Annotated in this window: 19 protein-coding genes; 9 read left to right on the top strand and 10 right to left on the bottom strand. The window is 74.7% G+C overall.

The genetic code is table 11. The annotated features are described in order from the left end of the window. Positions 1-95: 95 nt before the first annotated feature. From IF30_RS0112820 to IF30_RS0112805, 4 genes are all read right to left on the bottom strand, one after another. A complete protein-coding gene (locus IF30_RS0112820) occupies positions 96-2489 on the bottom strand; it encodes a peptidoglycan binding domain-containing protein (protein ID WP_030236465.1) in 2394 nt (797 codons plus the stop codon). A gap of 243 nt (positions 2490-2732) precedes the next feature. Then, positions 2733-3188 (bottom strand): DUF6113 family protein, encoded by a 456-nt coding sequence (locus IF30_RS0112815; protein WP_234322693.1) that lies wholly within the window; start codon positions 3186-3188, stop codon positions 2733-2735. Then, positions 3185-4093: an N-acetyl-1-D-myo-inositol-2-amino-2-deoxy-alpha-D-glucopyranoside deacetylase gene (gene mshB, locus IF30_RS0112810; RefSeq protein ID WP_030236458.1), complete on the bottom strand. Its 909-nt coding sequence runs from the start codon at positions 4091-4093 to the stop codon at positions 3185-3187. The genes IF30_RS0112815 and mshB overlap by 4 nt, the downstream gene beginning before the upstream one ends. Positions 4094-4124: 31 nt before the next feature. Continuing rightward, a complete protein-coding gene (locus IF30_RS0112805) occupies positions 4125-4319 on the bottom strand; it encodes a DUF2304 family protein (protein ID WP_030062563.1) in 195 nt (64 codons plus the stop codon). A 312-nt stretch (positions 4320-4631) separates the two neighbouring features. Between IF30_RS0112805 and IF30_RS0112800 the strand changes: the two genes are divergently transcribed. The 5 genes from IF30_RS0112800 to IF30_RS0112780 all read left to right on the top strand — a co-directional run bounded on the left by IF30_RS0112800 (position 4632) and on the right by IF30_RS0112780 (position 10504). Then, complete coding sequence (locus IF30_RS0112800) at positions 4632-6812, top strand: S9 family peptidase (RefSeq protein WP_030236454.1); 2181 nt, start codon at positions 4632-4634, stop codon at positions 6810-6812. Positions 6813-7027: 215 nt separating this feature from the next. Continuing rightward, positions 7028-7987: an ABC transporter ATP-binding protein gene (locus IF30_RS0112795; protein ID WP_030236451.1), complete on the top strand. Its 960-nt coding sequence runs from the start codon at positions 7028-7030 to the stop codon at positions 7985-7987. After that, positions 7984-8706, top strand: a complete 723-nt coding sequence (locus tag IF30_RS0112790; protein WP_030236449.1) for an ABC transporter permease — start codon at positions 7984-7986, stop codon at positions 8704-8706. Before IF30_RS0112795 ends, IF30_RS0112790 begins: the two co-directional genes overlap by 4 nt. Before the next feature lie 8 nt (positions 8707-8714). After that, complete coding sequence (locus IF30_RS0112785) at positions 8715-10136, top strand: sensor histidine kinase (protein WP_234322692.1); 1422 nt, start codon at positions 8715-8717, stop codon at positions 10134-10136. A 14-nt stretch (positions 10137-10150) separates the two neighbouring features. Then, complete coding sequence (locus tag IF30_RS0112780; protein ID WP_030236444.1) at positions 10151-10504, top strand: hypothetical protein; 354 nt, start codon at positions 10151-10153, stop codon at positions 10502-10504. Between the two features lie 99 nt (positions 10505-10603). Here IF30_RS0112780 and IF30_RS0112775 read toward each other — a convergent pair whose 3' ends face one another. Together IF30_RS0112775 and IF30_RS0112770 are read right to left on the bottom strand one after the other, a co-directional pair. Continuing rightward, positions 10604-11140, bottom strand: coding sequence for a GNAT family N-acetyltransferase (locus tag IF30_RS0112775; RefSeq protein ID WP_051710066.1), 537 nt, complete (start codon positions 11138-11140; stop codon positions 10604-10606). Next, positions 11134-12078 (bottom strand): MerR family transcriptional regulator, encoded by a 945-nt coding sequence (locus IF30_RS0112770; RefSeq protein WP_030236439.1) that lies wholly within the window; start codon positions 12076-12078, stop codon positions 11134-11136. The genes IF30_RS0112775 and IF30_RS0112770 overlap by 7 nt, the downstream gene beginning before the upstream one ends. A 64-nt stretch (positions 12079-12142) precedes the next feature. Here IF30_RS0112770 and IF30_RS0112765 point away from each other — a divergent pair, with 64 nt between their 5' ends. After that, complete coding sequence (locus IF30_RS0112765; RefSeq protein ID WP_030236435.1) at positions 12143-12772, top strand: response regulator transcription factor; 630 nt, start codon at positions 12143-12145, stop codon at positions 12770-12772. Between the two features lie 18 nt (positions 12773-12790). On the opposite strand, the gene IF30_RS0112760 is transcribed toward IF30_RS0112765, so the two are convergent. Together IF30_RS0112760 and IF30_RS0112755 are read right to left on the bottom strand one after the other, a co-directional pair. After that, complete coding sequence (locus tag IF30_RS0112760; RefSeq protein WP_030236432.1) at positions 12791-13663, bottom strand: transglutaminase-like domain-containing protein; 873 nt, start codon at positions 13661-13663, stop codon at positions 12791-12793. 157 nt (positions 13664-13820) lie between these two features. Further along, positions 13821-14834: a GNAT family N-acetyltransferase gene (locus IF30_RS0112755; protein WP_078891356.1), complete on the bottom strand. Its 1014-nt coding sequence runs from the start codon at positions 14832-14834 to the stop codon at positions 13821-13823. Between the two features lie 130 nt (positions 14835-14964). Between IF30_RS0112755 and fdxA the strand changes: the two genes are divergently transcribed. Further along, positions 14965-15291 carry a ferredoxin gene (gene fdxA, locus IF30_RS0112750; RefSeq protein ID WP_030061559.1) on the top strand — a complete coding sequence of 109 codons (327 nt, stop codon included), beginning with the start codon at positions 14965-14967 and terminating at the stop codon, positions 15289-15291. Between the two features lie 95 nt (positions 15292-15386). Then, the gene (gene dapC / locus IF30_RS0112745; RefSeq protein ID WP_030236426.1) at positions 15387-16478 is read left to right on the top strand and encodes a succinyldiaminopimelate transaminase; all 1092 of its coding nucleotides are present in this window, start codon (positions 15387-15389) and stop codon (positions 16476-16478) included. 129 nt (positions 16479-16607) lie between these two features. Here dapC and IF30_RS49255 read toward each other — a convergent pair whose 3' ends face one another. Both IF30_RS49255 and IF30_RS0112735 read right to left on the bottom strand, forming a co-directional pair. Continuing rightward, a complete protein-coding gene (locus tag IF30_RS49255) occupies positions 16608-17411 on the bottom strand; it encodes a hypothetical protein (RefSeq protein ID WP_051710064.1) in 804 nt (267 codons plus the stop codon). Positions 17412-17714: 303 nt separating this feature from the next. Beyond that, positions 17715-18800, bottom strand: coding sequence for a hypothetical protein (locus IF30_RS0112735; RefSeq protein WP_078891355.1), 1086 nt, complete (start codon positions 18798-18800; stop codon positions 17715-17717). Positions 18801-18966: 166 nt separating this feature from the next. Between IF30_RS0112735 and dapE the strand changes: the two genes are divergently transcribed. Then, positions 18967-20043 (top strand): succinyl-diaminopimelate desuccinylase, encoded by a 1077-nt coding sequence (gene dapE, locus IF30_RS0112730; RefSeq protein WP_030236419.1) that lies wholly within the window; start codon positions 18967-18969, stop codon positions 20041-20043. The last annotated feature ends 57 nt before the right edge of the window (positions 20044-20100 follow it).

Raw genomic sequence — 20100 nt, 5'->3', positions numbered from 1 at the left:
ACGGAAGGTGTGGCGTCACATCTTGCTGACCGGGGGTGGAGTTGTCGAGGGGCGGGCCCGGATGAGGACCCGCCCCTCGACGGGGGGCCGGTGCGTCAGACCGCGAACTTGACGGTGCGGTCCTTGTCGCCGGTCTTGTCGAAGACCGAGCCGACGCCGTCCGCGACGTCCTGCGGGGTGATTGCGACGAGCTGGCCGTTCTTCTTGATCTTCACCTTGTCGAACACGGTGCCCAGCTGGGCGGTGAGCGCGTCGATGTCCCACTTGGGCACGATCTTGCCGGAGGCGTCCGGGACGAGGGTGAGCGCCTTGGAGGCCGTCTTCGCGCCGAAGTCCCAGGACTTGGTGCCCGCCAGGACGTGCACCTTGCCGCTGGCGATCTGCTTGCCGAGGCCGTCGGCGGCCGCCTGCAGGGCCTGGGTGGAGACCTTGGGCTGGGCGGCCGTGACGGCGAGGGCGATCGGCTGGTCGGCCTTGCCGGCCGCACGGTCGCGGTAGGCCTGCTCGACCACGTCGAGCGCGCTCGACGAGTCGACGGCCTGGCCGGCCCGGCCGGGGACGACGACCGGGTCGCCGTTGTCGCCGAACTTGACGTAGCCCTCCTGCAGGCCCTGGCCGGAGCCCGCCGCCAGCGTGTCGAGGGCGGCCTTGAGCTTGGCCCGGTCGACCTTGACCTCCGGTGCGACGGCCTTGCTGCCGCCCTTGAGCGACGTGATGACGTCCACCGGGTTGTAGCTGTGCTGGGCCAGGCCGTCCACCGTGGCGGTGGTGTCGAAGCTCAGCCCGGCCACGGTCGGGTCGAGGTCCACGTTCTGGTCGCCGATCTTCAGCTTGAGCGGCTGCTGGCCGGCCTTGCCGACCGACTCGTCCAGCGAGTGGATCGCCTGGTCACGGCTGTTGCCGCCGATGTCGGTGCCGAGGACCACGGTGCCCTTGGGCACGTCGGACTGGTTGAGCATCAGGCCGGTGCCGTACGCGGCGGCGCCGAGGAACAGCACGGCGCCGATGCCGTAGACGCCCAGCTTGACCAGCTTCCTGCCGCCGCCGCGCTTGGCCTTGGCGGGCACGGACTTCGCGGGAGCCGGTGCCGGGGCGGGCGGGGCGGCGGCCGGGGCGCCCTGGGCGGCCTCGGGCCGGGCGCCGGGCGCCGGGGGCGGCAGCGGGGTGAACTCGGTGGCCTCCGGGTCGTGGCCGGACGGCTGGGGGCGGCCGGCCTGCGGGCCGGCGCCGGGCGTGCCCGGGAAGAGCCCGCCGGGGCCCGCCGGGGCGGCGGGGACGTCCTGGCCGGGGGCGGCCGGGCGCTGGGTGGCGAACGGGTCGGTACCGGCCGGCGCCGAGGCGAACAGGCCCGGCTGCGAACGGCCGTCGGTACCGTGCGGGGCGCCGTTGCGAGGCAGGCCGGATATCGCGGCGGGCGGCGGGGTGTCCTCGCGGATCGGCCGGAAGCCGTCGACGGAGGTGTCCTCCGGGCTGGGCTCGGCGGCCGGCGCACCCTGCGGGCGGGGGCCGTTCGGCTGGAAGCCGTTCTGCGGGCCGGGCTGCTGCCGGTTCTGTTGCGGGCCGTTCGGCCGGGGGCGGTCGGGCCGCTGCCGCTCAGGCCGGCCACGGCCCTGCTGCCGGTCCTGCTGCCGGTCCTGCTGCCGGTCCTGCTGGGGACGGCCGCCGCGCGGGCCGCGGGTACCGGCGTCGGGGCCGGGGGTCGGCGCGAACGGGTCGGCCACCGGGGCGAAGGGGTCGGCGGCGGGCGCGAACGGAGCGGCGGCCTCGTAGACGCCGGGCTCCTCCGCCGGGGCCTCGGCGCGGCGGGGCGCGGCGGACGGCGTCGGGGCGCCCGGGTTCGGCGACTTGCCCTGGGCGGGCACCGGACGGCCGTTCGGGGCGCCGTTGGCGCGGGCGGCACCGCCGGCCGGGCGGCCTGCGGCCTGCGGCCGGGGCTCGGCGACGGGCGCGGCCTTCGCGGCGCCCGGGGCGCCGACCGGCACCGCGGCCGGGGCGGGCTCGGCGGTCTGGGCCTTCTTCTGCCGCGGCCGGAACCAGGCGCCGGTGGACTCGGACTCCGAGGTCGCCGGCGGGATCGGCGGGACCTGCCACTCCGGCGGCAGGTTCGGCGGGGTGGAGGTGCCGCCGCCGTCCATCACGCCGAGGACGGGCGAGGCCGGCGCGGAGCGGTGCCGCGGGCCGCCCGGCTCGGGGGCGGCGGCCGGCGGCTCCTCCGCCGGGCCGTCCTCGTTCTTGACGGCGCTGCGGACGACGACCGGCGGGATCGGGCGCGAGCCGGGGATGTTGATCCGGACCCGGGTGGTCAGGGTGGTCTCGGTCTTCGGACCGTCGTCCTCGCCGCCCGACGCGGCTCCCTGGCCGGCGCCGGCCGCGGCCCGGTCGCCGCCGGGCAGCCCCGGTGTGCCGTAGGGCGGGGTGCCCGACGGGTAGGCGTCCGGACCCGTGCGCCGGGGCGTCGGGTGGGCGTTGTCAGATTCGCGGCTGCTCAATGCTGCTCTGCTCCGGGTTCGCGGGCGGGCCGTGCGGCGCGACCGCGGTTCGTGGGCGCCGGGCCCGGCTGGGGCGGGCGGCGGTCGGGTACGGCGTTCTGCGGGACCACCATACTGGGAAGAACTGAGCGGTGAACGGCTTCGGACAGATCCTGATACGTCCGGTTCCTCCGGTATGAGAGTAAGGCCGTGCGCTCCTGACTGCGCGTCGTACGAGGGGCCGTGCGCCGCAGGCGGGCGGGGTCAGCGCGGGCCGGGCACCCCGGGGAACCAGCTGGTGCGGGTGGGCAGGGTGGCGCAGATCACGCCGAGCACCGAGCCGGCGAACAGCCAGGCCAGTGAGGTGGCGTTGGACCACAGCACGTTGTCGCCCTCCGGCCGGGGCACGATCAGCAGCAGCATCGCCAGGAACCAGCCTGCCGCGGGGGCGCCCGCGCCCAGGCGGGTGCCGGTGACCCGCAGGCCCGCGTAGAAGGTGGCGGCCGTCGCGGCGAGCGCCAACAGCACTCCCACGGGCGGCCACAGGGCCTGCACAAAGGATCCGCAGACCGACACGGCGATGCCGAGCAGGAAGAACAGGACATACGCCGCGATCCGGGCGGCGCGCGGGGGTTGGGGCTCGGCCAGCCGCTCCTCGCGGGTGCCGAGGACGGCCGCCGGCACGGACCGGCGCGGCGGCTGGGCGGCGGGCTTGCTCATCGGGCGTCCTCCTCGGTGTCCGCGGACACGGTGTCGAGGCCCGCGAACAGGTCGTCCTCCGGTTCGCCCGGGCCGGCCTGGCCGCGCGCCAACTGGTAGTACTCGGTGGCGAGCAGGGGCTGGCCCAGGTCGTTGGACAGCGCGAAGAAGGCGCCGTCCACGGTGATCTGGGTGGCGTGCGCGGCCATCGCGGCGGCCTTGCGCCCGGCGTACGCGGCGCCGTCCAGCACCGTGGTGACGACCTCGTCGGCGACCACGCCGGGGACGTCGGACGGCTGGGCGACGCCCGGGAAGGAGGCCTTGGCGGCGGCCTCGGCGAGCCCGGCCTCGATCACCGAGCGGGGCATCCGGTTCCAGTACACCTTGGCGATCCGCCAGGGCCGGCCCGACTCGGGGCGGTACGCCGGGTCGGCGGCCAGCTCGTGGGCGCGCATCGCGACCCGGTGCGCCTGGATGTGGTCCGGGTGCCCGTAGCCGCCGTTCTCGTCGTACGTGACCAGCACCTGCGGGCGCACCTCGCGGATCACCGCGACCAGGTGGCCGGCCGCCTCGTCCACGTCGGCCCGCCAGAAGCAGCCGGGCACGTCGTTGTCGGGCACGCCCATCATCCCGGAGTCGCGGTAGCGCCCCGGGCCGCCGAGGAAGCGGACGTCGGTGACGCCGAGAGCGCGCATCGCCTCGGTCAGCTCGCCGATCCGGTGCGCGCCGAGGGTGTCGTCCCGATCGGCCGTCAGGTGGGCCAGCTCCGGGGGGATCACCTCGCCGCCCTCGCCGAGGGTGCAGGTCACCAGCGTGACCCTGGCGCCCTCGGCGGCGTACCGGGCCATGGTGGCGCCGTTGCCGATCGACTCGTCGTCGGGGTGCGCGTGCACCAGGAGGAGTCGGCGGCCGGTAGTCGCGGTCATGGGAGGAAGCCTAACGACCGCCGTCGCGGGGTCAGAGCTTCAGGCCGTTGATCATCCCGGCGAGGTTGCTGGTGACCTGGCTGATCGACGGGGCGATCGAGCTGGAGGCCAGGTAGAAGCCGAGCAGCGCGCAGACGATCGCGTGCGCCAGCTTCAGGCCGGAGCGGCGGATCAGCACCACCACGATGACCAGCATCAGCACGGCTGCGGAGATGTTCATGGCCATGTCGGCTCACACCCCTTCTCGGGCGCCGCCGTCCTGGGAGGGCGGCGGTGGGACGGCGCGGGACTGGAGTCTGCGGGTGACCGGGGTCCGGGACGGGGCCGACGATCACTCGCTCGACAAGTCATACCCGATGGGTAAGGGGAGCATTACGTTCGGTGAGTCCCGGCGTGCCGGGGCGCGCGGGGCGCAGGAGGCGCCCGGGCCGGTCGGAGGGGGTCCGGAAGCCGTGGGGACGCACTCGGGGGCGATGCTCCGAACGAGTGATCACCAGCCTCCCGACGGCGGCAGTCCCGCGTCGTAGGGTCTGGTGCCATGACCTCCCACACCCCTGCGGACACCTTCCCCCGGCAGTACGCGCGGACCCTGCGCTACACCGTCGGCGCGCCCCGCTCCTTCTCCGTCACGCCGGACGGCTCGCGGGTCCTCTTCCTCCGCTCCCGCCCCCGGCACTCGGCCGACGGGACCTCCACGGGCAGCGACCGGGCCAACCTGCTCTGGACCCTCGACACCGCCACCGGCGAGGAGCGGATCGCCGCCGACCCGGCCGTCCTGCTGGGCGGCGGCGAGGAGGACCTCTCGCCGGCCGAGAAGGCCCGCCGCGAGCGCAGCCGGGAAGGCTCGGCCGGCATCGTCGGCTACGCCCTGGACGCGGCCGGCACGCTGGCCGCGTTCGCGCTCTCCGGCCGCCTGTTCACCGCCGACCTCACCACCGGTGCCACCGCCGAACTGCCCGCCCAGGGGCCGCTGTTGGACCCGCGGCCGTCGCCGGACGGCGCGTACGTCGCCTACGCCAACACCGCCGGCGAACTGCGGCTGACCCGGACCGACGGCAGCGGCGACCGGGTGCTCGCCGAGCCGGACGGACCGAACGTCACCTGGGGTCAGGCCGAGTTCATCGCGCAGGAGGAGATGGACCGCGACCGGGGCTTCTGGTGGTCCCCGGAGAGCGACCGGCTGCTGGTCGAGCGCGCCGACGACGGCCCGGTGCGCCGCTGGTGGATCGCCGACCCGGCCAACCCGGACCGCGAGCCCGCCGAGGTCGCCTACCCGGCGGCCGGCACCGCCAACGCCGAGGTCGGACTCTGGGTGCTCGACCTGCGCGGCGGGCGCACCGAGGTGGTCTGGGACCGCACGGCCTTCCCGTACCTGGGCCGCGTGCACTGGTCGTCGGGCGGCGTGCCGCTGCTGCAGGTGCAGTCCCGCGACCAGCGCCGCCAGCGGATCCTCGGCCTGGACGTGGCCACCGGCGCCACCGAGGTGCTGCACGAGGAGGAGGACGGCGCCTGGCTGGAGCTGTTCCGGGGCGTCCCGGCGTGGACCCCGGACGGCAAGCTGGTGCGGATCTCGGACGAGGGCGGCACCCGGGCGCTGGTGATCGGCGACCACGCCGTCACCGGGGCCGACCTGCACCTGCGCTCGGTCGTCGCGGTCACCGACGACGAGGTGTTCTTCACCGCCTCCGGCGGCGCCACCGAAACCGACCCGGAGCCCGGCTGGGTCGCCGTCGGACGGATCAGCCACGACGGCAAGCGGCTCGGCTGGGAGTCCGCCAACGGCCGGCCGTTCACCTCCGTCACCAGCGCGGTGCACGCCGGCGGGATCACCGTCCGGGCCACCGCCGAGCCCGACCTGCCCGGCACCCTCGTGCAGGTCGCCCGGGACCTGCCCGAGGGCGTGGTGGTCGACGACGTCGCCACCATCGCCTCGTACGCCGAGACCCCGGTCATCACCGCGCGCCCGGTCTTCCGCTTCGCCGGCGAGCGCCGCATCCCCGCCGCCGTCTTCCTGCCCACCGGCTACGACCGCGAGCGCGACGGCCTGCTGCCCGTCCTGATGGACCCGTACGGCGGCCCGCACGGCCAGCGCGTCGTCCAGGCGCACAACCCGCACCTCAACTCGCAGTGGTTCGCCGACCAGGGCTTCGCGGTGGTCGTCGCCGACGGCCGCGGCACCCCCGGGCGCGGGCCGGCCTGGGAGAAGTCGATCGCCCACGACTTCGCCGGGGCGACCCTGGACGACCAGGTCGAGGCGCTGCAGGCGCTCGCCGAGGAGTTCCCGCTGGACCTCGGGCGGGTCGCCATCCGCGGCTGGTCGTACGGCGGCTACCTCTCCGCCCTCGCCGTGCTGCGCCGCCCGGACGTCTTCCACGCGGCGGTGTCCGGCGCGCCGGTGACCGACTGGGCGCTGTACGACACCCACTACACCGAGCGCTACCTGGGCGACCCGGCGGAGCGGCCCGAGGTGTACGCGGCCAACTCGCTGAGCGGCTACGCGGCCGGGCTGGAGCGCCCGCTGATGATCATCCACGGGCTCGCCGACGACAACGTGGTGGCCGCGCACACCCTGCGGCTCTCCTCGGCGCTGCTCGCCGCCGGGCGCCCGCACACCGTGCTGCCGCTGTCCGGGGTCACCCACATGACACCGCAGGAGGAGGTCGCGGAGAACCTGCTGCTGCTCCAGGTCGACTTCGTGAAGCGCGCGCTGGGCCTGTGACGGGACGGTGAGGGAGGCCGTCACGGGCCCGACGACCGCTCCTCACCAGCCCGTCCGGCGGCCGGTGCCCCTGATCCGGGTACCGGCCGCCGCCATGACATCCGTCATACCGAACGCACGACGGCGGACACTGCCGCCGCCACCCGCCCGCGCGGGACTCTGAGGTGGTGCGAACAGCACCGGACGCGACACCATCAGGGAAGAGGAGCCGGGCGATGGACACCGAGGTGGCCGCCTTCCGCGGCGTGGGCAAGAGCTACGGGCGGGTGCGCGCCGTGGACGGGCTGGACCTCGTGCTGCGGCCGGGCGAGACCGTCGCCCTGCTCGGCCCGAACGGCGCCGGCAAGTCCACCAGCCTGGACCTGCTGCTGGGCCTGCGGGAACCCGACCAGGGCAGCGTGACGCTGTTCGGCGGCGCCCCGCGGGCGGCGATCGCGGCCGGCCGGGTCGGCGCGATGCTGCAGAGCGGCGGACTGATGTCCGACGTCAAGGTGCGCGAGCTGGTCCGGCTCGCCTGCGACGTGCACCCCCGCGGTCGGTCGGTCACGGGGGTGCTGGCCGACGCGGGGATCACGGAGCTGGCGGAGCGCCGGGTCGACAAGCTGTCCGGAGGCCAGGAGCAGCGCGTGCGCTTCGCCCTGGCGATCGCCGGCGACAACGACCTGATCGTGCTGGACGAGCCCACCACCGGCATGGACGTCAGCGTCCGGCAGGCGTTCTGGGCGAGCATGCGGGCGCAGGCCGACGCCGGGCGCACGGTGCTGTTCGCCACCCACTACCTGGAGGAGGCCGACTCGATCGCCGACCGCGTCCTGGTACTGCACCGGGGCCGGCTGATCGCCGACGGCAGCTCCGCCGAGATCAAGGCGCGGGCCGGCGCCCGCCGGATCGCCTTCGAACTCCACGACACGGACGGCCGGTTCGAGGACGCCGTGCTGCGCAGCCTGCCGGGCGTGCAGTCGCTGGACGTCACCGCCCGCGTCGCCGGGGTCCGGACGGTGCGGATCCGGACGGCCGACGCCGACGCGAGCGTGGCCGGGCTCTACCGGGCGGGCCTGTACCCGCGCGGCCTGGAGGTCACCGGCGTGGGCCTGGAGCAGGCCTTCCTGACCATCACCGGCGAGCTGGACCGCGAGGACGCCGCCCACGGCGCCGAGAAGGAGAGCGTGCGATGACCACCCTGATCAAGCTGGAGATCCTGCGGACCCTCCGCAACCGGCGCTACCTGTTCTTCACCGTCGTCTACCCGGCGCTGATGTACGTCTTCTTCATCCACGCCTACGGCGCCGCCAACCAGGCCGGCGGCCTCCCGGTGAAGACCTACTTCATGGTCTCGATGGCCACCTTCGGCGCGGTCGGCGCGGTGCTGACCGGCAGCGCGCAGCGGATCTCGCTGGAGCGCAAGAGCGGCTGGACCCGGCAGCTGCGGCTGACCGCGCTGCCCGGCCGCGCGTACACCGTCGGCAAGATCGCGGCGAGCGCGGTCACCACCCTGCCGGCGATCCTGGTGGTCTTCGCGGTCGGCTTGGCCCAGGGCGTCACGCTCTCCGCGGCCCAGTGGGCCGGTCTGGCCGTCGCGCTGTGGCTGGGCAGTTTCGTCTTCGCGGCGCTCGGCGTGGCACTCGGGTACGCGGCGGCGCCGGACGCCGTGCAGCCGATCGTGATGATCACCTACATGGCGATGGCGCTGCTCGGCGGCACCTGGTTCCCGGTGAGCGGCTCGATGGAGAAGTTCGCCCGCTTCAACCCCGTCTACCTGTACAACCACCTGGCCACCTTCACCCAGCCCGGGCACTCCCTGGACACCGTCGCGGTCGCCGGGCTGGCCGGCTTCCTCGCGGTGTTCGTCGTCGCCGCCGCGGCCCTGTACCGCCGCGACACCCGCCAGGCATGATGATCGACATGAGCGACACGCGCCAGACCCACCGATCCGACGAGCAGCCGGAGGCGGGTCCGGCGCGTACGTCGTTCATGAACATCCCCGGCTCCCCGGTGGAGACCCGACGGCAGATGCTGGTCAAGGTCGCCTGGATGCTGCTGTGGATGCTCTACCTGGCCTACCCGGCGACCGACCTGCTGAACGGGAACCACAGCCCCGGGGGGCGGGCGTTCGGCTGGACCTGCCTGGTGGGCTTCATGGTGGCCTACGTCCTGCTGGTGGTCTTCCGCTCGCAGTCGGGGATGCGGCCCCGGGCCTGCCAGGTGATCGTCGCGACGATGGTCGTGCTCGCGGTCGCCGCCTCCTTCGTCCTCGGCGCCGCGTTCCTGACCCTGTTCATCTACACCGCGGTGTGCGTCGCCATCATCACGCCGCTGCACCACGCCGTCCGGGCGCTCGCCGCGGTGGCCGTGCTGACCGCCGGAACGGGCGTGCTGGTCCACGCCGGGGCCGACAACATCGCCACCTTCACGCTCAGCGCCTTCCTCTCCGGCGTCGCCATGACCGGCCTGCAGCGGCTGGTCGCCGCCATGAAGGAACTGCGCGAGGCCCGGGCCGCCGTCGCCCACCTGGCCGCCTCCGAGGAACGGCTGCGGCTCGCCCGCGACCTGCACGACCTGCTCGGGCACTCGCTGTCGCTGATCACCCTCAAGAGCGAACTGGCCGGGCGGTTCATGGACGCCGGCAAGGACGAGGCCGCGCGGGCCCAGGTCGCCGACATCGAGCAGGTCGCCCGGCAGTCGCTGATCGACGTCCGGGAGGCGGTGACCGGCTTCCGCCGCCCGACCCTTCCGGTCGAACTCGCCGCCGCACGCACCGCGCTGGCCGCCGCCCAGGTCCGGCTGGAGGCCGCGCCGGAGCTCGCGGAAACCTGGCCCGGCCTGGCCAACGAGGAGGCGGGCGCGCTCGCCTGGGCCCTGCGCGAGGCCGTCACCAACATCGTCCGGCACGGCGAGGGCGCCACCGTCTGCACGGTGACGGCGGACGAGAGCTGGGAGGCGAGCGGTGAGCGCTACGCCGTCCTGGAGATCGCCGACGACGGGCGCGGGCCGGGCAAGTCCCAGCCGGGGAACGGGCTCTCCGGGTTGCAGGAGCGGCTGGCGCTGGTCGGCGGGCGGCTGGAGAGCGGGCCGGGGGAGCGGGGGAAGGGCTTCCGGCTGCGGGCCTCGGTGCCGCTTCGGACGGTGTCCGGCCCGGGGCCGGAGACAGGGCCGGAGTCAGGGCCGGAGACGGGGCCGGAGACGGGGCCGGAGACGGGGCCGGAGGCCGAGTCGGAGGCCGTGGCGGCGGAGAAGGCCGCGCCGGGCGCGAACGAGTCCCGGGCGGAGGGCGGTGCCAGGGCGAAGCGGACCCCGCGCGGTCAGGAACCCTCCCGGCGGGGCTGATCGTCAGGAGAGGCATGGCTACTGTCCTCATCCTGGGCTTCGACCCGCACACCATCCCCGGCATGGACGGCGACGGCCTGCGGGCCGTCCTCGACGCCGAACTCGCCCGCTTCGCCGAGCACGGCATCGACGCCGCCATGACCCTCGTCGCGCCCGACGACACCGCCGAGCCCGCGATCGTCGCCGCGCTCGCCGGGCGCGGCTGGGACGTCGTCGTCATCGGCGGCGGCATCCGCAAGCCCGAACCCGCCCTGCCCTTCTTCGAGCTCGTCGTCAACCTCGTCCGCCGCCACGCCCCCCAGGCCGCCATCGCCTTCAACACCAGCGGCGCCGACAGCGTCGAAGCCGCCCAGCGCTGGCTGGAATAGCTCCCGCCCTTCCCCGGGGCCGACTTGGGCCCGAGCCGGTGCTGCGGCCGAGCCCCGGGGAGGAGGGGGAGGCGACGCCGCCGGTACGACCGGCGGGGCCTATGTGCGGAGCGGGAAGTCGGCCCGGCCGACTTCCCACTCCGGCGGCCGGAGGTCGTCGAGGCTGCGGCGGAAGGAGAGGGCGGGGCGGTCGTCGAGGAGGATCTCGGCGGTGGAGCGGAAGCCGTTGCGGGCGAGGACGGCCCGGGAGGCGGAGTTGTCCACGGTGGTGGCGGCGGTCAGGCCGGTCAGGCCGTAGGCGGTGGCGGCGAGGCGGCAGACCTCGGCCACGGCGGCGGTGGCGATGCCGCGGCCGGTGGCGGATTCGGCGATGCGGTAGCCGAGTTCGGCACTGCCGGCGACGAGGTCGACCAGGTTCACCCGGCCGACGAGCTCCCCGTCGGCGTCCCGGATGACGTGGAACCGGCAGATGCCCGCGGCCTGTTCGGCGAGGAGGGCGGCGTGGCGGGCGGCGAACCCGGCGAAGTAGGCGTCGCCGCGGTCGGGGATGGTGCGGGCGAAGTGGGCGCGGTTGACGCGTTCGAAGGCCAGGAGGGCCTCGGCGTGGTCGGGCCGCAGGGGTTCCAGGGTCAGCATTCCGGCAGTCTGGCGCGCAGGGCCTCGGCGAACCACTGGAATACCTCGGCCAGGCTCTCCGGGACGGGCCAGCCGTTGATCACCGCCAGCAGCTGCCAGTAGCGCTCGGCGCGCGGGTCGTCGGCGGTCTCCAGGCGGGTGAGGAGCCAGCGCCGCAGGGCCTCGTCGTCGGGGCGGTGGAAGGTCTCGGCGTACGCGGCGGTGAGCCGGGCGACGACCGGGTCGGCGTCGGTGGAGCCGGGCGCGGTGCCGTCCGCCAATGCCCTGCCGACCACGGACTTCACGGTCTCGGTGAGCGCGTGGTGCAGGCCGCTGCGGTCCCCGTCGGCCCGTTCGGCGGCCTGGTGCTCGGCCATCTTCCGTACGGCGGCGCGGAAGTCCCGGTCCTGGACGAGTTCGCCGAGTTCGACCCAGGCCTCGACCTGCTCCGGCCGCGGCTCCTCGGGGAGTTCGGGCATGGCGGAGCGCATCATGGCGACGAACTCGGGGTTGGCGTCCAGGCCGCCGAACGCCTCGTCGATGAAGTCGTGGACGAGGCGCCGGCGTTCGGCGTCGGAGAGCTTGGCGAGCTTGTGCATGAGTCCCATCTCCTCTGGGGTGGAGCCGCGTTGGGCGACGGCGAGCAGCACTGCCCGGCGCAGCCGGAGCGTCCTGATCTGGACCTCCAGCGCCTCGGCGTGCGCGGCGGCGACCTCGGGCAGCGGGGCCTCCCGTTCCAGCACGCGCCGGATGGCGGGCAGGTCGAGGCCGAGTTCGCGCAGGGTGCGGACGAGGTCGAGCCGGGCGAGCGCGTGGACGTCGTAGCGCCGGTAGCCGGCGGGTGTACGGCCGGTGGGCGGGACGATGCCGGTGTCGGCGTAGAACCGGATGGCCTTGACCGTGAGCCCGGTCCGCCGGGCGAGGTCGCCGATCGAATAGCTGGTGTCGTCTCCGTCCATGGGCACCACTGTGCGGTCTCCCCCCACCGGAGACTCAAGACCGTTTCCCTCTAAGGTCGGGGCCATGAGTGACACAGACAACGGGGCCTCGATCCGCGTACTGCTGGCCGAGGATCAGGGGATGGTCCGGGAGGCGCTGGCCGCGCTGCTCGGGCTGGAGGGGGACATCGACGTCGTCGCGCAGGTCGGGCGCGGGGACGAGGTGGTGGCGGCGGTGCTGGCGAACGACGTGCGGGTCGCCGTGCTGGACATCGAGATGCCGGGGATGACGGGCATCGAAGCCGCCGCCGAACTGCGCCGGCGGGCGCCGCAGACCAAGGTGGTCATCGCGACGACCTTCGGCCGCCCCGGCTACCTGCGCCGGGCGATGGAGTCGGGCGCGGACGCGTTCCTGGTGAAGGACGCGCCCGCCTCCGAACTGGCCGAGGCGATCCGCCGGGTGCTGCGCGGCGAGCGGGTGATCGATCCGGCGCTGGCGGCGGCTGCGCTGGCCGAGGGCGCCAACCCGCTGACCCCGCGCGAGCGGGACGTGCTGGGGGCGGCCGCCGACGGCGCGGTGAACGCGGACATCGCCAGGCGGCTGCACCTGTCGGAGGGGACGGTCCGCAACTACCTGTCGATGGCGATCCAGAAGACGGACGCCCGCAACCGCACCGAGGCCGTCCGGATCGCCCGGGAGAAGGGCTGGCTCTGACGGCGGGGCCCGGCCGGTTCAGTTGAGCCGGTGCCGTGCCGCCCGCGCCTCCTGGCGGACCTCGGCGGCGCCGTCCGGGTCGAAGGCGTCGAGGATCTGCGCGTACGCGTCCATCTCCGCCGCGCCGCCGAGGAAGTCCCCGGTCCGGACGAGGAGTTCGGCCCGTTCGAGGCGGAGCTGGGCGGGGTGCCGGGGCAGCAGCAGGGCGAGTTCGGTGGCCCAGAGCTGGGTGCGGGCGTGCTCGGGCCGGTCGGCGGCCCAGACGCGGATGTTGCCGAGCACCCGCAGCACGATGTCGAGGGGCTGGGCCGGGGTGAGCATGGCGGGCGTGAAGTCGTGCCCGGCGGCGGCGACCAGGCCCTGGACGTCCTCCGGGTCGAGCAGCCGCCCGCCGTGGAACGGGTCGGCCAGGACGTAGTCGTCGCCGCCCGAGGGGCCGCCGACGGCGACGATGAAGTGGCCGGGCAGGGCGATGCCGTGGACGGCGAGCCCGGCCCGCCGCCCGACGGCCGTCCACACCAGGGAGAGCATGATGGGCAGCCCGCGCCGCCGACGCAGCACCTCGGGCAGCAGCGAGGACTCCAGCCGCCGGTAGTCCGCCTGCCGCCCGTGGAAGCGCTCCCGCCCGCCGAGGACGGCCGCGAGCAGGGCGGCGGTCTCCTCCGGCCCGGCGGGGGCGCGCTCCGCCACGGCCAGCCGGACGGCGGCCGCGTGCCGTTCCAGTGCGGCCTCGCAGGCGGCGAGCAGGGCGTCCACGCCGGGGGGCTCGCCGGGGTCGCCGGGGTCGAGCGCCGGGCCGTGTTCGGCGGCGGCGAGCACGCACAGCAGCACCGGGTCGGGCTGCTCGGCTCGGGCGGCGGTCCGGAAACGGTCTCTGCTCTGCTCGGTCACGGTGACGGCGACGGCTTTCGTACGGCGGAGGGACGAGTTGGCGGGACGGACGTGAGGGTGGGGCGGGCCGGTCGACAGGCGGACATGGCGACCGGCCGGCGGACAAGCGGACAAGCGGACAAACGAAGAGCGGAAAACGGACAAAGCGACCCGACTGCTACTCCTGGGGAAGACGGGCATAGTGGTAAGTGTGACTGGTCGTGAAGCCGAGTCCGTCATAGAGCGCGATCGCCCCCGTGTTCTCCGCCTCGACCTGCAGGTATCCGCCGCTCGCCCCCTCCTCGGCCGCGCGCGAGGCGAGTACCGCCATGACCGCCGTCCCCAGCCCCGCCCGCCGGGCGTACGGCTGGACCTCGATCGCGCCGAAGCAGGCCCAGGAGCCCTCGATGACGCAGCGTCCGATCGCGAGCGGCGGCTGCCCGGGCGCGCCCGGCACACTGGCGAACCAGACCGACGGCCCGCCGTGCAGGACTTCCAGCGCCGCCTCCTCCACGGCCGGGTCGCCGGTGACCCGCCGGTACGCCGACAGCCATGCGGCGTCGGCCGTCCGCGCGAGCCGCACCCGGTCGTGTCCGGTGCCGGCCCGGGCGAGTAGGGCCAGCGGGGCGGTGAGGACGAGGGTGGGCGCGTACCCGGCGCCCAGCCGGTCGAGTTCCGCGACGAGCCGGTCCGGGGAGCCGGGGGAGACCACCTCGACGTAGGCGGGCAGCCCGCGTGCCGCGTACCAGGCCCGGACGGCGGCCAGCGCCTGCGGCAGCGGCACCCCCGGGTCGCCGAGCGCCTGGACGGAGTTGGCCCGCCGGGTGAACCCGGCCGCGGCGCGCAGCGTCCACTCGCCGAGCGGTTCCTGCTCCACGGCCGGCCAGCCGCGCCCGGCGATCCGCTGCAGCTCGACCGGCGCGACGACCGGCAGGGGAGCGCGCCGAGCGGGGAACGGCGGCACGACCTTGCCCGCGACCAGCAGTTTCTCCGGCACGTGGACCGGGCCGCCGGACCGCGGTACGACCGTCAACCCCTCGTCGTCCCACGATGTGAGCACGCCGATCGAATCCCGGAAGACCGGGCGGTCGTCCACGAACTCGGCCAGGCGCCGGACGGACACGCGTCGTCCCACGTCAGAGCGATCTATCCGGACCTCCGGACGGTCCTCGACCGGGCTGCCCGTCGTCATCAGGCCACCTCCTGTGCATTTGCGGTCTCCGACCCGCGATACTAGGGGCGGGCATCGACGACGCCGCGCTCACCGCGCACGCGAGCAGAACAGAACGGGCCGCCAGGCCCTTCCGAGGAGGAACGACAGCGTGACCTACGTCATCGCGCAGCCTTGTGTCGACGTGAAGGACAAGGCGTGCATCGAAGAGTGCCCGGTTGACTGCATCTACGAGGGTGAGCGATCGCTCTACATCCACCCGGATGAGTGTGTCGACTGTGGCGCTTGCGAGCCGGTCTGCCCGGTCGAGGCGATCTTCTACGAGGACGACACTCCCGAGGAGTGGAAGGACTACTACAAGGCGAACGTCGAGTTCTTCGACGACCTGGGTTCGCCCGGTGGCGCCTCGAAGCTGGGCCTGATCGAGCGTGACCACCCGTTCATCGCCGCTCTGCCGCCGCAGAACGCCGACCACTGACGATCGGTGGCAACGAAGCTGTGAACACCGACAGCACGCGCGCGCCGTTCCCGGGCCACCCGGGGGCGGCGCGCCGCCATTCAGACCGGGGCAGGCTGTCCGACCTCCTGCCGGACTTCCCCTGGGACAGGCTGGAGCCGTACAAGGCGACCGCCCTGGCCCACCCGGGCGGCCTCTGCGACTTCTCCGTCGGCACTCCGGTGGACCCGGTCCCCGAGGTGGTCCAGAAGGCGCTGGCCGCGCACTCGGACACGCCCGGCTACCCGACCGTGTGGGGCCCGCTGGAGCTGCGCGAGGCGATCGCCGGCTGGCTGCGCCGGCGCGTCGGCGCCGAGATCGGCCCGCAGGCCGTCCTGCCGACCGTCGGCTCCAAGGAACTGGTGGCCTGGCTGCCGACCCAGCTCGGCCTCGGCCCCGGCGACCAGGTCGCCTACCCGCGCCTGGCCTACCCGACCTACGAGGTCGGCGCGCGCCTGTGCGGCGCCGAGCCGGTCGAGTACGACTCGGTGGACGAGCTGGACGGCTCCCGGGTGCGCCTGCTCTGGGTGAACTCGCCGTCCAACCCGACCGGCCGGGTGCTGGACGCGGACGAACTGCGCCGCGCCGTCGAGTGGGCCCGGGAGCACCGGGCGCTGCTGGTCAGCGACGAGTGCTACCTGGAGCTGGGCTGGGAGGCGGAGCCGGTCTCCGTCCTCCACCCGCAGGTGTGCGGGGGCGGCCACGAGGGCCTGCTGGCCGTCCACTCGCTCTCCAAGCGCTCCAACCTGGCCGGCTACCGCGCCTCCTTCGTCGCGGGTGACCCGGTGGTGGTCAAGGAGCTGCTGGAGGTGCGCAAGCACGGCGGCATGATCGTGCCCGCCCCCGTCCAGGCGGCGACCGTCGCCGCGCTCGCGGACGACGCCCACGTGGCCGAGCAGCGCGAGCGGTACGCGGCCCGGCGCTCGGCGCTGCGGGCGGCGCTGGAGGCGTACGGCTTCCGGATCGAGCACTCCGAGGCGAGCCTCTACCTGTGGGCGACCCAGGACCGGCCGTGCTGGGAGACCGTGGCCGAACTGGCGGGGCTGGGCATCCTGGTGGCGCCCGGCGACTTCTACGGGCCGGCCGGCGAGCGCTTCGTCCGGGTCGCGTTCACCGCGACCGACGAGCGGGTCGCGGCGGCCGTGGAGCGGCTGGGCGCCGCGCGCTGAGCGGACCGACGAAGGGGGCCGGTGTTCCGAGGAGGAACACCGGCCCCCTTCGTCATCAGGGCTCCGGCACGCGGATCACGGCACTCGTACCACCGCAGGGACCACCGCGTGGGGACCGCGGCACGCGGACTACAGCGGCAGGCCGCTGATGCTGCCGCCGTTCACGCCGCCCAGCAGGCCGCCGACCGGGCCGAGCGCGCCGGTGAGGCCGGACAGCGGGTTGTTCGGGCCGAGGTCGGCGCCGCCGAGGCGGTTGGCCGAGCCGTGCTCGGCCAGCCCCAGGGCGTCCGTGCCGGGCAGGCCGGCCGGCAGGGTGTGCTCGACCGAGCCGAGCGGCAGGGCGCGCTCGACGGAGCCCAGCGGCAGGGCGTCGGTGACGGCGTTGGTGCCGGGGAGGGCACCGGAGAGCTTGTCGGCGCCCGGGACCGCCTGGGCGACGGAGCCCGCCTGGGCGAGTCCGCCGACCGGGCTGGCGCCGGCGTTGGCGCTGCGGGTGCCCATGCCCTTGCCGGTGACGGCCTCGCCGAGCTTGCCGGCCAGGGCCGAGGCGACCTTCGGGGTGACGGCCGAGAGCTGGCCGGTGGTGGCGGCGGTCTGGTCGACCGGCGCGGTCAGCGAGCTCGCCTTCTCGTTCGCCTCGGGGAGCTGGTGGGCGACGATGTTGCCGGCGGCGTCGGCGGAGGCCGGTACGCCTGCGGCGACGGTGGCCGCGCCGGTGGTGCCGGCGGCCTGGCCGAGCTGGTGGGTGGTGTGCTGGAGGGTGGAACCGGTGTCGTTGTTGGTCAGCTGGCCCAGTGGCGCCGCGAGGTCGCTCTTGGGCAGCAGGGCGTCCCCGCCCAGGGCGGACGCGGAGCCGGCCGCGACCAGCGGGGTCGCTCCGGCGGCCACGATGAGCGCGGCCTGGGCGATCCGGCGCGTGAGGGGGTGAGACATGGGGCTCCTCGAAGGGGTCTGGGTCCGTCCCGTCCGCCCATGGGACCGGGCGTGGACGACCGGGCGGACGACGTTGTTACCGCTTGAGAAGCCAGAAGGTTTCGGCCCGTGCAAGGAAAGTGCCTGACCGACGATCGGATCGTACGACTGCGGGAACGGCCTTCCCCGGGCCCGCCGGAGGCCGCCGGACCGGGCCCCGCCAAGGGGAGTGACGGTTCTCCGTCCCGCCCCGCCGGAGCGGGCCGCCGGTCCACCGGGGTTGACCGGAATCACCCGTCCGGCGGCAACCCGAACACCCGTGCGTCAACCCTTGCCGGACGGCGCCAAGGTGACCAGGACGAGCTTGGTCGAGGTGCCCGAGGTCTGCGGCTGCCAGCCGTCCTCGGACTTGGTCTTGCGCCAGATCTTCCCGTCGTAGGCGACCGTCGCGATGCCCAACTGCTGGGCCTGGGCGACCGCCCAGTGGGCCACCTCCCAGCCGCTGGCCCGCTCGGCGCCCACCCCGCCGTCCGTGCCGGAGTCCGACGAGGAGGTCAGCGCGGCGGTCGCCGGGTCCGGGGTCAGCGAGACGGCGTTCTCGGCGCCCTTGATGGTCGAGGCGTAGCCGGTGGCCGGGGTGACGGTGCGGCCGAACTCCCGGCGCACCCGGTCGGCCAGCACCTGGGCCCGGTCCGGCGCCGCGGCCGGGGACGCGGTGGCGCCGGCGGGGGCGCCCGCGGCCGGGGAGCCGGCGGTCGGTGAGGCGGAGTCCGCCGGGTCCGGCTTGGCGTAGTCGTGCACGATGCAGGAGAACGAGGCGGGCTCCCGGCCGGCCAGCGCCGAGGTGAGCAGCGTCGCCTTCGTCTCGTGCTTGGCGTAGGCCTGCGGGTAGCCGCTCTTCTGCACCGCCTGGGCGGCGTCGGTCAGCGGCAGCCGGGTGTAGCCGGGGACCTTGACCAGGCCGTCCAGGAACTTGTTGGTCGCGTACACCGGGTCCGCGATCTGGTCCGGCGTGCCCCAGCCCATCGAGGGCCGCTGCTGGAACAGGCCGATCGAGTCCCGGTCGCCGCCCGCGAGGTTGCGCAGCTTGGACTCCTGCATGGCGGTGGCCAGCGAGATCGCGGTGGCCCGGTCCGGCAGCCCCCGCGAGCGCGCCACCGCGGCGATCGTCGCGGCGTTGGCGGCCTGTGGGAGCTCCAGGGTGCCGTTGCCGGCCGCGGTCTTCACCGAACAGCCCTCGGACTCCCCGGGCTTGAAACCGAACCACCAGATGCCCACCACGGCCAGGCCCGCGACCAGCGCCAGGCCGAGCAGCCCGACGATCACCAGCAGCAGGGCGCGCAGCGGCCCGCGGCGGCGGGCGGGCGCCGTCTCGTCGCCCAGCTCCTCGCTGCTCCTTCTCCTGGCCACCGTCGCCCCTCTCGCACCTGCACCTAGATCCGACACCGTACCCACTCGGACGGGTGTGCGGCGCCGCCGGTTGCCGCCACCCACCCGTTCGCCCCCGCCGGACGGTCCCGTCGGGGCCGCCCGTCGGCCCCCGCGGCGCACCGGCCCCGCGGACTAGGCTGACGCCATGAGCAGCCCGAACCCGACGCCCCTGGACCTCACTCTCGACGGCGGCGCGCTGACCGCCCGACTCGTCGACTTCCCCTCGGTGAGCGGCGACGAGCAGGCGCTCGCCGACGCCGTGGAGGCCGCCCTGCGCGGCTACCCGCACCTCACCGTGGACCGGTACGGCAACAACGTGGTCGCCCGCACCCACCTGGGCCGCGCCGAGCGGGTCCTCCTGGCCGGCCACCTGGACACCGTACCGATCGCCGACAACCTGCCCTCGTACGTCGACGGAGACCTGCTCTACGGCTGCGGCACCTCCGACATGAAGTCCGGTGTGGCCGTCCAGCTGCGGCTCGCCGCCACCCTGCCCGAGCCCAACCGCGACCTCACCTTCGTGTTCTACGACTGCGAGGAGGTGGAGGCCCACCGCAACGGCCTCGGCCACCTCGCCAAGGAGCGCCCGGAGTGGCTGGCCGCCGACTTCGCGGTGCTCATGGAGCCCAGCGGCGGCATGGTCGAGGGCGGCTGCCAGGGCACCCTGCGGGCGCAGGTCCGGCTCACCGGCGTGCGCGCCCACGCGGCCCGCAGCTGGCTCGGTGACAACGCCATCCACCACGCCGCCGAGGTGCTCACCCGGCTCGCGGACTACCGGCCGCGCCGGGTGGAGATCGACGGCCTGGAGTACCGCGAGGGCCTGAACGCGGTCCGGATCGACGGCGGCGTGGCCGGCAACGTGATCCCGGACGAGTGCGTCGTCACGGTCAACTTCCGCTACGCGCCGGACCGCAGCGAGGCCGAGGCGGAGAAGCACGTGCGCGAGGTCTTCGACGGCTTCGAGCTGACCGTCACCGACTTCGCCGCGGGCGCCCTGCCCGGCCTCGCCCAGCCCGCCGCGCAGGCCTTCCTGGCGGCCACCGGCGGCCAGGCCCGGGCCAAGTTCGGCTGGACGGACGTGGCCCGGTTCAGCGCGCTGGGCGTCCCGGCGGTCAACTACGGCCCCGGCGACCCGAACCTCGCGCACAAGCGGGAGGAGCACTGCTCGTTGAGTGCCATCGCCGAGACCGAGGAGCGGCTGCGCACCTGGCTGACCGGCTGAAACCACGGTCGGGCGCCGTCGACCGGACGCTGATCCGATCAACCGTCGAACGCCACC

Source organism: Streptomyces sp. NRRL S-350, from assembly GCF_000719705.1.
Lineage (GTDB): Bacteria > Actinomycetota > Actinomycetes > Streptomycetales > Streptomycetaceae > Kitasatospora.
The sequence above is the reverse complement of the archived record's forward strand: the minus strand, read 5'-3'. Positions and strand labels throughout refer to the sequence as shown.